Genomic DNA, 12,257 nt, shown 5'->3' on the forward strand with positions numbered 1-12,257 from the left:
GGGAATTGTGGAGTTTTGTCATCGGTTTTTCCCTGTCAACCGATCGGCCATTGCCTGCGCAGCCGCGCCAGTCATGGGGCAGCGTTTTTGCGTTGTTACAACGCCACCCGATTAGGGTTCACCGCGTCAGAACGTCAAGGGCGGACGTGCGATAATCCGTAATATTTTGTAACAGCTGCACCGGTTCGGGGCAGTCACGGTTTATTGAGCGTCGGCAAACGTCGACGGTGAATCATGGATATCAGAAACGCCCGACGCTGGGCGGAGCCCGGCGCGAAGCGCTACGTCGGCGCACTCATGGTGGTACTGGCTGCGTTTCTCATTCGCAGCCTCCTGCATCCGGTGCTCGATCACTCGATGCCCGGACTCTTTTTCGTTTGCGCAGCCATCATCGTCGAGTTCACCTGGGGGCTCGGGCCGGCCATCATGGCGATGGTCATCAGCATTCCGATTTTCGACTTCTTCTTCGTGCCGCCGTTTCGCGACATTGCCGAGCTGGATCGTCGCGACGTCATGATCGTGACGGGGTTCCTGCTCATCACCCCGCTTGCTGTCGCGCTTATCGAGCGCCTGCGCCGGGCGCAATATCGTGCCGAACTGATTGCCGAAGTCGCGCAGACGCGTTACGAAATGCTGCTGCGCGCCGAAAACGAGCGCATGGTGCTGTCCGACTCCGTGCAGTTGGGCAATGCGCTGATGACATACCTGACGAAGCATCTCGACTCCATCGTCTATCTGGCCAATCGCGCCACGCACTACGAATTCATCGACGAACATTTCCGCCGCGAGACAGGTGTCGCGCCCGAGGCCATCAAGCGTGACGGTTTGCGCGCGCTGCTGCATCCGGACGACGCACAGCGCATGGCGGGGCTTTTTTCGGCAGATGCCGAGCCGCCGCAACAGGGCGCGCACAATCTGCGAATTCGCCAGCGCGACGGCAGTTTCGAAGTGATGCATTGCGAGTTGCAGCACTTTCGCGCCCACGTCGGAACCTACGTGATTCTGCGTGTGCACACAGGGCCGGCCGTGCGTCCGGTGACACAGTTGCATACCGTTTCGGCGGTATCGGGCGCATCCAACACATCTTCCATGAGCAGTGCGCCGACCACGCGCGAAGTGCCACAGACGAGCGGCACGCCGGTCGTCACCGGCGGGGTATGACCATGTTTGACCAGAATATCTTCTACAAAGGCGGCGAACATGCCGTGCTGCTGTTGCCGGGGCTGTCGAGCACACCGCTCGAAATGCGTCCGGTGGCAAAGGCGTTGCACCGCGATGGCTACACCGTATCGGTGCCGCACATCGAGGGCTACGGTCTCGGGTCGCCGTGCACGCACTGGCGCGAATGGATTGTCGCCGCACGCGCGAAGTATCGCGAGCTGCGAGATTCGCACGAGACCGTATCGTTGTGCGGGTTGAGCATGGGCGCAACGCTGGCGCTGGCCGTTGCCGAAGAGGAGCCGGATGTCGCGGCGATCTCGGTGCTCGCCGTCACGCTCGTGTACGACGGCTGGACGATCCCGCTGGCGTATCCGTTGCTCGATCTGCTTTATCACCTGCCGTTCGGTCGTCGCTACCGTTATTACGAGAAGGCGCCCTTTGGACTGAAGAACGAAGCGTTGCGCGCCCGCGTCGAGAAGTCGATGTCGCTGCACGACGCCTCCGAAATCGGCTCGGCCTCGCTGCCGATCGCCCACCTCTACAACGCGCGCCGTCTCGCGTCTCATGTGCGCAACCGGCTCGATCGCGTGACGGCGGACTGCCTGATCGTGCATGCGGTAGACGACGATACGGCCAGCCCGCACAACGCCCGCATGGTCTACAACGGCGTGTCGTCGGAAGTGAAGCAGAAGTGTCTGCTCGGCGAGAGTTATCACATCCTCACGATGGATAACGAGCGCGAGACGGTCGCCGATGAGACGCGTCGCTTCTTCCGCGACGCCATCGCGCGCCGCACGGGCGCCGCCACCTCCGAGACCCGCATCATCTCCAAGGCGCTGTTGCGCGCCAAACGGCGTCAGGCGGCGGCCTGATTGCAGCCAGATTTGCACGACGCGTCATGTCACCGGCCGCCTGATATCCGACGGCCCTGCGAGCCGCGCCGGTGTTGATGCACACGATGTCATCAAACTGCCATCGTTGGCCGGTTAAGGTCGGGTTTTTCCGATCCGGTCGCCTGTGCGCGACGCCGCGCCAATCCAGCCATGTCATCGCTCGTCATCGAATCCGTCAGCAAGCAGTGGGGCGACACGCACGCACTTCATGAGGTGAGTTTTTCCGCCGACGCAGGCTCGCTCGTGGTGCTGCTGGGTCCGTCAGGTTGCGGCAAATCGACGCTGCTGCGCATGATCGCGGGCCTGGAGACGCCGACCCACGGTCGCATTCTGCTGGGCGGCGACGATGTGACGGCCTTGCCGCCGGCGCGTCGCAAGCTCTCGATGGTGTTTCAGTCATACGCGCTGTTCCCGCATCTGTCGGTGCGTGAGAACCTGCTGTTCGGCCTGCGCGTGCGCCGCGAGCCGACACGCGATTATCCGCAGCGCCTCGCGCGCGTGGCGTCGCTGCTGGGGCTCGAGCCCTATCTGGAGCGCAAGCCGTCGCAACTCTCGGGTGGCCAGCAACAGCGCGTAGCGCTGGGCCGCGCCGTCATTGCCGAGACGTCCGTCTGCCTGATGGACGAGCCGCTCTCGAATCTCGACGCGCAACTGCGTCAGGAAATGCGTCGCGAGATCCGCGCGCTGCAACAGCAGCTCGGCATGACGCTCATCTACGTCACCCACGACCAGACCGAAGCGATGAGCATGGCCGATCAGGTCGTGCTTCTGCGTGGCGGGCGCATCGAACAACACGGCGCACCGCACACGCTATATGCCACCCCGTCCACGCGTTTCGCTGCGAGCTTCATCGGCACGCCGCCGATGCATCTGCTTCGATTGGTGCGTCATGGTGACTCGCTGGTGCCCGCCGGACAGACCGGCCCGGCGCTTGCGCAAGCCGGTCGGCTCGACAGCGCGATGCTCGGGCTTCGCCCGGAACATGTGCGCGCCGTAGCGCCGACATCCATCGGTGCAGTGCTCGCCACGGTGAGTGCCGTCGAATATCTCGGCGCGGACACGCTCGTGGCTTGCACGCTGGGTGACGCGGGAGAGATCGCCACGCGTGTGCCGGGCCATCGGCCGTTCCTGCCGGGCGACGCGATCGGTCTGCAGTGGGACGTGGCCGATCAGCACCTGTTCGACGCCACATCGGGCGAGCGCATCGCGGATGCCGCCCTTGCGGTAGTGGCGCCCGGGCGTGCGTCGTTCACGGCAACGGAGGATGCGCTCTCCTGCGCGCCAGATGCCGCGGTTGCAAAGGTTGCAACGGCGGCGGCAGTGGCAAACGCCACCTCGGTCGCCGAACAACACGCCTGAACATGGGCTCGCCTGCGGGCGTCGCTCGATCGACGCCCGCAGGCGCCAGTCACGCCCGCCGTCGACCACCACACACATCACTACCACGCTCACATGGGGAACCCAGGGAAATGCGACGCAAGATTCTGAAAACGTTTGCGGCCGGTCTGGCTACGGTAGCCACACTCGGCGTCAGTAGCCTGAGCGGCACGGCCTTTGCCCAACAGAAACCGGTTGAACTCCAGTTCTATTACCCGGTCGCGATCGGCGGCCCGGTCACGAAGATCATCAACGATCTGGTGGCGGACTTCGAGAAGGACCACCCGAACATCAAGGTCAAACCGGTGTATGCCGGCTCGTATCAGGACTCGGTGGTCAAGGCCCTCACCGCTGCGAAGGCCGGCACGCCGCCGCAACTGGCCGTGCTCGCAGCGGCCGACGTCTTCACGCTGATCGACGAGGACGCCGTCGTGCCCATCGACAGCATTGCCAACACGGCTGCCGACAAGCAGTGGCTCGACGGCTTTTACCCGGCGCTGATGCTCAACTCGCGCATCAACGGCCATACGTGGGGGGTGCCCTTCCAGCGCTCGACCATCGTCATGTACTGGAACAAGGACGCCTTCCGTGAAGCCGGTCTCGATCCGGAACACGCCCCGGCGAACTGGGACGAACTCGTGAGCGCCGCGCAGAAGCTCACGAAGCGCGATGCGTCGGGCAATGTGACCCAGTGGGGCATCAAGGTGCCGTCGGTGGGCTTCGCCTACTGGCTGTTCCAGGCGTTCACCACGCCGGCCGGTATCGAACTGATGAACGCAGCGGGCACGAAGACGTTCCTCAACGCGCCGCAGGCGGTGCAGTCGTTGCAATACTGGGTCGACCTCACGACCAGGTACAAGGTCATGCCGACGGGGTCGATCGAGTGGGGCACCACGCCGAAGGACTTCCTCGAGAAGAAGGCCGCCATCATCTACACGACGACGGGCAACCTGACCAACATCCGCACCAATGCCACGTTCCCGTTCGGCGTGGGCAAAATGCCCGCCAAGGTGCGCGGTGGCAGCCCGACGGGCGGCGGTAACTTCTACGTTTTCAAGAAGTCGACGCCGGAAGAAAAGCAGGCCGCGATGACGTTCATCAAGTGGGCGACGACCCCCGAGCGTGCTGCGCAGTTCGGCATCGATACCGGCTATGTCGCGGTCACGCCGGCGGCGTGGGAAACCCCTGCCATGAAGCAGTACGTGCAGAAGGTGCCTGCTGCTGCGGTGGCGCGCGACCAGTTGGGCGTGAGCGTTGCCGAGTTCTCCACGCATGACAACCAACGCGTGACGAAGGCGCTCAACGATGCGATTCAGGCGGCCGTCACCGGCACCAAGTCGCCGAAGCAGGCGCTCGACGACGCACAGCGCGAAGCGGATCGCATTCTGCGTCCGTACGCGCGCTGAGCTGACCGTTGCGCGAAACCGTAACGCATTCGTCCCGTAGTCACCCGGCGGCGCGCAGCAGGATCGCGGCGCCGGGCGCAGAACCGATGGACTGACGATGAACCGTACTTCATCTTCCTGGGTGCCCTGGCTGCTGTTGTTGCCGGCGTTGCTGCTGCTCGTTGCCTTCACCCACTATCCGGCCGTCGCCACGCTGTGGCACAGCGCTTTCTCGACGGCCCGCGCCGGGGCTCCGTCGGTGTTCGTCGGCGCCGAGAACTATCAGTTGCTGGCCGACGACCCGGTGTTCTGGCAGGCGCTGCGCAACAACGTGTGGTTTGCCCTGGTCACCGTGCCGGTCGCCATCGCGCTGTCGATTGCGATGGCACTGTGGGTGCATCGGCAGGTGCCGGGGCGCGCCTTGCTGCGGCTGGCGTACTTCACGCCCGCCATTTTGCCGATGATCGCCGTGGCGAACATCTGGCTGTTCTTTTATACGCCGCAGTACGGTCTCATCGCGCAGATCTCGCAGGCGTTCGGCTGGGGTGACCATAACTGGCTCGGCCAGCCGGGCACGGCGTTGCCCGCGCTGATGGTCGTCACGATCTGGAAAGAGGCCGGGTTCTTCATGATCTTTTATCTGGCCGCCTTGCAGCAGATCTCCCCGACGCTGGCCGAAGCCGCAGCGCTCGAAGGTGCGTCGCGCTGGCAGTTCTTTCGTCGCGTGCAATGGCCGCTGCTCATGCCCACGACCGTGTTCGTGGTCATCAACGCGGTGATCAATGCGTTCCGTCTTGTCGATCACGTGGTGGTCATGACGCGTGGCGGACCCGATAACGCCACGCAGTTGCTGCTGTACTACGTCTATCAGGTGGCCTTCAGCTTCTGGGATACGTCGTACGCGGCGGCGCTCACGGTGGTGCTGCTCACGCTGCTCGCCGTCGTCGCTTTCGTGAAATTCCGTCTGCTCGACTCACGCACGCACTACCAATGACGACCTCCTCCAGCTCGACGCCACCTGCCGGGCGCCCCGCGACAACCAAGATCACCGGGATCACCGAGATCACTCCCGTGTCCTCAGGGGCGGGCAAGGCGCGCGCGTCGCTGCCCCCGTTTTCCTTGACGGGACATGCCAATCTCATCGACACCACGGGCGCGTGGTTGCTCGGTCTGTTGTGGTTGCTGCCGCTACTGTACGCGGTATGGAGCGCGTTTCATCCGTCGGCCTACGCCACGCGCTTCTCGCTGAGTGCGCCGCTCACGCTTGAGAACTTTGTCCAGGCATGGCAGGCGGCACCCTTCGGGCGATATCTCCTCAATACGTTTGTGCTGGTCACGTTGATTCTCGCCGCTCAACTGGTGCTCGCTACGCTCGCGGCCTACGCTTTCGCGCGCTTCACGTTTCGTGGCAGTGAACTCGCGTTCATGATCGTGCTGCTGCAACTGATGGTCATGCCCGACGTGCTGATCGTCGAGAACTACCGGACCATTGCGTGGATGGGCTTGCGCGACACGATTCTCGGCATTGCGCTGCCGTACTTCGCATCGGCGTTCGGCATCTTCCTGTTGCGCCAGGCATTCAAGACGGTGCCCAGAGAGCTTGACGACGCGGCGCGCGTCGAAGGGGCGAATGCCTGGCAGGTGCTTTGGCGCGTGTATGTGCCACTGGCGCGTCCCGTCTACGTGGCGTACGCGCTGGTGTCGATCAGTCACCACTGGAACAACTTCCTGTGGCCGCTGATCGTCACGAACTCCGTGCAAACGCGCCCGCTCACGGTCGGCCTGCAAGTTTTCGCCGCGACCGATCAGGGCATCGACTGGTCGTTGATTACGGCAGCAACGTTGATGACGGCCGCGCCGTTGTTCATTGCATTCCTGCTGTTTCAGCGTCAGTTCGTGCAGTCGTTCATGCGGGCGGGCATTCGCTGAATCCGGAGCCCCGGCCCGTGTGCTCGCACAAAAGCAAACGGCACGCGTTGCAGCGTGCCGTTTGGCGTTTCATCGTCGTCTGACGTAGCGCCCTTTGCGGGCGCCGGCGCGAGTCCGTGCGTCGGGACGAGGGAACGAAGGGCGTCGGAGTTACTTGTCGGCGGCCTTGACGAGCAGTACCGGCAGGGTCGTGATGCGCAGCAGCGTTTCTGCCACGCTGCCCAGCAGCAGGCGATTGATGCCACGACGCCCGTGGGTGCCGAGCACGATGACGTCTGCGTTCCACTCTTGCGCCTCGCGCAGCACGGCATCGGCGATTTCGTCGGTGCCGGTGTCGAGCGTGATCATCTTCGTCTCGGCATCCACGCCGCGCTTTTTGAGATCGGCCTGCGCATTGGCGAGAATTTCGTCCGTTTCCTTCTCGAACGACTCCTGGCTCTCGAGCGGTACGAAGCCACTGTAGGCGCCGGCGGCGTAGGCGTTGGCGAGCGACGGGACGACCGAAACCAGACGAATCTTGCCCTGGCTGAGTGCTACGAGCTTGACCGCTTCGTCGATGGCTCGGTTCGAAGGAGTACTGCCGTCGATCGAAACCAGAATGCGTTCATACATGATGGTGTCCTCTTGGGGCTGGAAAGTACGTCTTCATTCTCGCACTGCGTGCCCTGAAAGTCATCCCGCGCCACGGCGGGGATCGACCGGTATTTGATCGCACGCAATAACGCATCGTAATGCCAACTGCCCACGCGTGCACGTGAGGGGGCCACGGTGCCGGTGGATGCAACGGATCGGAATGGCCCCTAAGGGATCGGAAGGGCGTGGATTTTAAGCGGCTCAGCCGGGCTGGCAGGCGATCACGAGGTTGGCGACGTTACCGGTGACGTCGCGCGTGAGCACGTCGTAACCCTTTTGTGCGCATTGCGAGCGTGCGCGCTGTTCGCAGTCTCCTGCGCTGGCGGCGGAGCACTGGATTTGCTGCGTGGCACGACCGTCGGACGTGAACAGCGGGGCGGATGAACCGCAGGCCGACAGCGCAACAGTGAGAAGCCCCGAGGAAAGCAGAGTGGCGATCTTGGCGAGATTTTTCATAGTGGTCGTCTTACAAGCTTTCGCGAGTATAACGCGCCCGCGCGGACCGATACGCCACGTCTGCGACGGACTTGCCACCGCAGGCAAGCCGACTCAGGGGGCGGTGCCGCGGCCGCAGCCGCTACCGTTGCCGTTGCCGGCGCAGCGTGCGCAAGCTGTCGAACACGATGAGCGCGACACCGACCCAGATCGGCGCGTAGGTCCATAGCCCGCGCTCGGTGAACGGCTCGCCGAGCAAAACGATGGACACGGCAAACAGCAGCACAGGCTCGACATACCCCAGGATGCCGTACAGCCCGATGGGCAGCACGCGTGCCGCAGCGAAGGTGCTCGCGAGCGCGCTCGCACTGAGCAGACCCAGCGCCGGCAACCAGAACCAGATGCGCGCCTCGGCCAGCACCGGTGCATTCTGCGCCCATGCGTGCCACACGAGGAACACGGCCACCGGCGCCATGGCCAACATCTCGAGAATGAAGCCGCTCAGCGCGTCGAGATGCAGCCGGCGGCGCAGCAGGAAGTAGGGTGGGTAGCCGAACATGATGAGCGCGGTAACCCACGACAGCGCCCGCGTGACCCAGAGCTCGTGCGCCACGCCCACGGCAGCGAAGATGACGGCGGCCGTCTGCAGGGGGCTCAGGCGTTCCTTGTAGACGGTACGGCCGGCCAGCACCATCGTGAGGGGCAGGAGGAAGTAACCGAGAGAGACATCGAGCATGCGCTGTTGCAGCGGCGCCCACACGAAAAGCCAGAGTTGTACGCCGAGCATGGCCGCGCACAGCAGAACGGCGCCGAGCAGGGCAGGCCGGTGCAGGACATGCGAGAGCGTGCTGCCGAGCACGTTCCAGCGGCGCAGTGCGGTGACGATCACGAGCGTGCCCGGCAGCGTGAGCAGAATGCGCCATGCAAAGACGTCCAGCCCCGTCAGAGGAGAGAGTTGCGCGACCAGCGCGGGCATGATGGAAAACATGACCGACGCCGATACGGAAAGCATCACGCCGCGACCGGAAAGCATGGGGGACCTGTGGTTTGCTGTGACCCGAAGACTCGGGCAAGGCCGCGAGCATAGCAAATTTGCACCAGTTTTGGGCGTAACCCCGCCGCGTTCCAAGCCTTTCCTGATGGTCGCCTTCCCTCGATGGGAGGCATCGTATGTCGTCACATCGTCACCCGTGAGCGCGTATCATCGCGACTCATCGAGTGCTTTTCCCATTTGCCGCCGTGCGCGGCGCTTCCTTGCAGGAGATTCGTGGATGTCGTCTTCCCCCGCAGTCGTTGCTGTCGCCGAGTATGCCGCCTTCGCTGCGTCGCTTGCCGACGCCGTCAGGCCGCTGTCGTTGGGCTGGTTCCGCCGGCGTCTGGCCGTCGACGACAAGGCCGATGAGAGCCCGGTCACGATTGCGGACCGAGAAGTCGAGACCGCGTTGCGCGCGAAGATCGCCGAGCGCTACCCGTCGCACGGAATCTGGGGGGAGGAGTTCGGCAAGCAGGGGGTGGATGCCGAGTTCGTCTGGTCGGTCGATCCTATCGACGGCACGCGCAGTTTCATTACCGGGCATCCGCTGTGGGGCACGTTGCTCGCGCTGCTGCAAAACGGCCAGCCGGTCGTCGGCCTGATCGATATTCCCGCGACGGGAGAGCGTTGGGTCGGTGTCAACGACCCGGCCAATGGCGTGCGCGAAGCGCGCTTTGGCGCAGAGGTGTGCGCGACCAGTCCGGTGACGTCGCTGGCCGAAGCGACGGTCTACGCGACGTCCCCCGATATCTTCGATGCCGCCGAGTATGCCCGCTTCGAGCGCTTGACGAAGGCCGTGAGCCGTCGCCGTTTCGGCGGCGATTGCTACGCTTACGGATTGCTCGCAAGCGGTCACATCGAGCTGGTCATGGAGGCCGGGTTGCAGACGTACGACTATCTGGCGGTCGCGCCCGTCATCGAAGCGGCAGGTGGCATCATCACCGATTGGGAAGGCAAGCCGCTGACGCTGACTTCGCAGGGCCAGGTGCTGGCTGCCGCGAACGCCGAACTGCATGCGGCGGCGCTCGCCTGCATTCGCGGGAATTGATTGCGCTCACCCGATCTGGCGAGGCATGCCTCGCCAGATGCGCGGCAGCAATACGCCCAGCACGACGCCGCGCGTGGCGAGAAAGGCCATGAGCGCCACCCACAAGCCGTGATTGCCCCATGCCTCCAGCGTGAGCGGCATCACGGCGCCGAAGACCAGCAAACCGATCAGCGACGACGTGAGCAGTTCGCGTGTGCGTGTCGCACCGATGAACACGCCGTCGAGCTGGAAGCACCACACCGCCACGATCGGCGAAATGACGGCCCACGGCAGGAATTCCCGTGCGGTCTCGCGCAGTATCGGCTGGTCCGTCAGGGCATCGATGATCGACCCGCCCGCAGCGGCATAGACCAGCGCAAACGCCACGGCGCAACCGAGCGCCCATCCCAGCGACAAACGGATCGCGTGCAGCAACGCCTCACGTTGACGCGCGCCGACATGCGCACCCACGAGCGCTTCGGCAGCATGCGCGAAGCCGTCGAGACCGTAGGCCATGAAGGTCTGGAAGTTCAGGAGCAGGGCGTTGGCGGCGAGTGTCGTGTCGCCGAGCCGCGCGCCGACCCGCGCAAACCACGCGAAGGCGAGTTGCAGGAACAGGGTGCGCAGGAAGATGTCGAGATTGAGCCGCAGCAGACGCCACAGCGCACTGCGCTCGACCAGTGTGGCGAGCCGCAGCGGTGGCAGGCCGGGCGTGCGCGCGAGCCAGAGCAGCCATGCGCCCAGTGCAAAGCCCAGCATATCGGCCAGCGCCGTCGCCCATGCGATGCCCGCCACGCCCGCGTCGAAGCCGCGAACGAAGGCGAGCACGGCGACGATGTTTACCACGTTGATGACGACCTGCACCACAAGTCCTTGCCGCACCCGCTGACACGCCAGCAGATAGCCAAGCACCACGTAGTTCCCCAGCGCGAACGGCGCGGCAAGCATGCGGATGCTTGCGTATTCGCGCCCGAGCGCCTGCACCTGATCGCTGCCGCCGAGCCACGACACGCCAAGCGATACGAGCGGCGCGCGCAATATCAGCAGGCCCGCGCCAATGGCGAACGCCAGCGCCAGGGCGCGAGCCAGCGTGTCGCGCAGACGCTCGGCATCGCGCGCACCGAAGGCCTGCGCGGCGAGCCCGGTCGTGCCCATCCGGAGGAAGGAAAAGCCCCAGAAGACGAGATTGAGCAACAGCCCGCCGAGCGCGACGCCGCCCAGATACGCCGGGCCGGGCAAGTGTCCGGCCACGGCCGTGTCGACGGCCGAGAGCAGGGGCTGGGTGAGATTGGCGAGCACGATGGGCACCGCCAGACGGAGCAATTGCCGATGGCCGGTGGCCGCAGGGGCAGGGTTCATGAGCGAGTGTTGCGGCGGCCGTTCATGGCGGCACCGTCGGATTGCGCACGCACGCGGCGGCAGGTTGTGAGTGCGCCGATTATAAGGTGATGCGGCGATTCGCCATATGCCGGGGGGCGTCGGGATGCGACGCAATGCCGCCGATGCGATGCATCGTGCCCGTGCGCGACGTTTTGCGCCGTCTCCCTGGGGTGTCGTTGGCCGCTGGTGCGGGGTGGGGACGGTACAATGTGTCACTTCTCCGTATTCACTGAAAGTCTACGTATGCCGTCCCCGTCGCTTTCAAGGGTCTCGTCGCTGGTGACCTTTCTTTCCGCGCATCGCCGTCACGCCGTCGCGGCTCTCCTGTGTCTCGCAAGTCTGCCTGCACTGGCCGAGGTGACGTTGCAACGCGGCCCTCCGCCCCCGCGCTTCGAAGACCCGCATGCGGCGCCCAAGGGCGAGTTCTGGGTGCCGGGATACTGGCAGTGGAAAGACGGTCGTTACGACTGGGTCGACGGTCATATGGAAGCGAAGCGCCCCGGCATGCGCTACACACCGCCGCACTGGGAAGAAACCGGCGCGCACGAATGGACGTTGCGCGACGGCAAGTGGGATGCCACGGGCTGGGGGCCCGGCACCATTCACGAAATTCGCGCACCCGGCGCCCCGAATCCCGGCAAGTAATCTCAGCCCGCCGCGTCCGTTCTCTCCGGCGACCCGATACCGTCGCCGCTATCTTCGTCGCTATCTTCGCCGATACCTTCGCCGATACCTTCGCCATTTCCGTCATCAGCGCCATGTCAGCGACGACATCGACGCCGTCCTCAATGTCACGCCCCATGCCGTCACCGATGTCGCAATGCCGTCTCGAGGCTGCGACATTCGGTCGCGACGTTTGAATAATTTTCATCTCTGCCCGCTGAAATTTTGCGCACGCACTTGAGGGCGCGACTTCATGCAGCGACCTCGTGCACGGCGTGTCGCTGCGCTCGCGCTCGGACGACCGATGCGTTGCGAATTTTCATCAGTAGTCCAACCTAGTC

At 64.4% G+C, this 12,257-nt stretch carries 12 protein-coding genes; 8 read left to right on the top strand and 4 right to left on the bottom strand.

Annotated elements, in window-relative coordinates; all coding sequences use genetic code 11:
- Nucleotides 1-234 precede the first annotated feature (234 nt).
- The 6 genes from PCA31118_RS24740 to PCA31118_RS24765 all read left to right on the top strand — a co-directional run bounded on the left by PCA31118_RS24740 (nucleotide 235) and on the right by PCA31118_RS24765 (nucleotide 6,745).
- Nucleotides 235-1,161: a DUF4118 domain-containing protein gene (locus PCA31118_RS24740; protein ID WP_150627612.1), complete on the top strand. Its 927-nt coding sequence runs from the start codon at nucleotides 235-237 to the stop codon at nucleotides 1,159-1,161.
- Nucleotides 1,162-1,163: 2 nt separating this feature from the next.
- The gene (locus PCA31118_RS24745; RefSeq protein WP_174990596.1) at nucleotides 1,164-2,033 is read left to right on the top strand and encodes an alpha/beta hydrolase; all 870 of its coding nucleotides are present in this window, start codon (nucleotides 1,164-1,166) and stop codon (nucleotides 2,031-2,033) included.
- Between the two features lie 171 nt (nucleotides 2,034-2,204).
- The gene (locus tag PCA31118_RS24750; RefSeq protein WP_150627614.1) at nucleotides 2,205-3,413 is read left to right on the top strand and encodes an ABC transporter ATP-binding protein; all 1,209 of its coding nucleotides are present in this window, start codon (nucleotides 2,205-2,207) and stop codon (nucleotides 3,411-3,413) included.
- Between the two features lie 110 nt (nucleotides 3,414-3,523).
- The gene (locus tag PCA31118_RS24755) at nucleotides 3,524-4,837 is read left to right on the top strand and encodes an ABC transporter substrate-binding protein (protein WP_150627615.1); all 1,314 of its coding nucleotides are present in this window, start codon (nucleotides 3,524-3,526) and stop codon (nucleotides 4,835-4,837) included.
- A gap of 97 nt (nucleotides 4,838-4,934) precedes the next feature.
- Entirely contained in the window at nucleotides 4,935-5,810 is an 876-nt protein-coding gene (locus tag PCA31118_RS24760) for a carbohydrate ABC transporter permease (protein WP_150627616.1), read from the top strand.
- A gap of 68 nt (nucleotides 5,811-5,878) precedes the next feature.
- Entirely contained in the window at nucleotides 5,879-6,745 is an 867-nt protein-coding gene (locus PCA31118_RS24765) for a carbohydrate ABC transporter permease (protein WP_425495401.1), read from the top strand.
- Between the two features lie 150 nt (nucleotides 6,746-6,895).
- On the opposite strand, the gene PCA31118_RS24770 is transcribed toward PCA31118_RS24765, so the two are convergent.
- The 3 genes from PCA31118_RS24770 to rarD form a co-directional block, all read right to left on the bottom strand.
- The gene (locus PCA31118_RS24770; protein ID WP_150627617.1) at nucleotides 6,896-7,357 is read right to left on the bottom strand and encodes a universal stress protein; all 462 of its coding nucleotides are present in this window, start codon (nucleotides 7,355-7,357) and stop codon (nucleotides 6,896-6,898) included.
- 222 nt (nucleotides 7,358-7,579) lie between these two features.
- The gene (locus tag PCA31118_RS24775; RefSeq protein WP_150627618.1) at nucleotides 7,580-7,834 is read right to left on the bottom strand and encodes a hypothetical protein; all 255 of its coding nucleotides are present in this window, start codon (nucleotides 7,832-7,834) and stop codon (nucleotides 7,580-7,582) included.
- A 121-nt stretch (nucleotides 7,835-7,955) separates the two neighbouring features.
- Nucleotides 7,956-8,846 (bottom strand): EamA family transporter RarD, encoded by an 891-nt coding sequence (gene rarD, locus PCA31118_RS24780; protein ID WP_150627619.1) that lies wholly within the window; start codon nucleotides 8,844-8,846, stop codon nucleotides 7,956-7,958.
- A 238-nt stretch (nucleotides 8,847-9,084) separates the two neighbouring features.
- Between rarD and hisN the strand changes: the two genes are divergently transcribed.
- Nucleotides 9,085-9,894: a histidinol-phosphatase gene (gene hisN / locus PCA31118_RS24785; protein WP_150627620.1), complete on the top strand. Its 810-nt coding sequence runs from the start codon at nucleotides 9,085-9,087 to the stop codon at nucleotides 9,892-9,894.
- A 6-nt stretch (nucleotides 9,895-9,900) separates the two neighbouring features.
- Here the strand turns inward: hisN and PCA31118_RS24790 are convergent, their stop codons facing one another.
- Nucleotides 9,901-11,232 (bottom strand): MATE family efflux transporter, encoded by a 1,332-nt coding sequence (locus tag PCA31118_RS24790; RefSeq protein WP_150627621.1) that lies wholly within the window; start codon nucleotides 11,230-11,232, stop codon nucleotides 9,901-9,903.
- A 264-nt stretch (nucleotides 11,233-11,496) separates the two neighbouring features.
- Between PCA31118_RS24790 and PCA31118_RS24795 the strand changes: the two genes are divergently transcribed.
- Nucleotides 11,497-11,898, top strand: coding sequence for a YXWGXW repeat-containing protein (locus PCA31118_RS24795; RefSeq protein ID WP_174990597.1), 402 nt, complete (start codon nucleotides 11,497-11,499; stop codon nucleotides 11,896-11,898).
- The last annotated feature ends 359 nt before the right edge of the window (nucleotides 11,899-12,257 follow it).

Source organism: Pandoraea captiosa (assembly GCF_902459775.1).
GTDB classification, from domain to species: domain Bacteria; phylum Pseudomonadota; class Gammaproteobacteria; order Burkholderiales; family Burkholderiaceae; genus Pandoraea; species Pandoraea captiosa.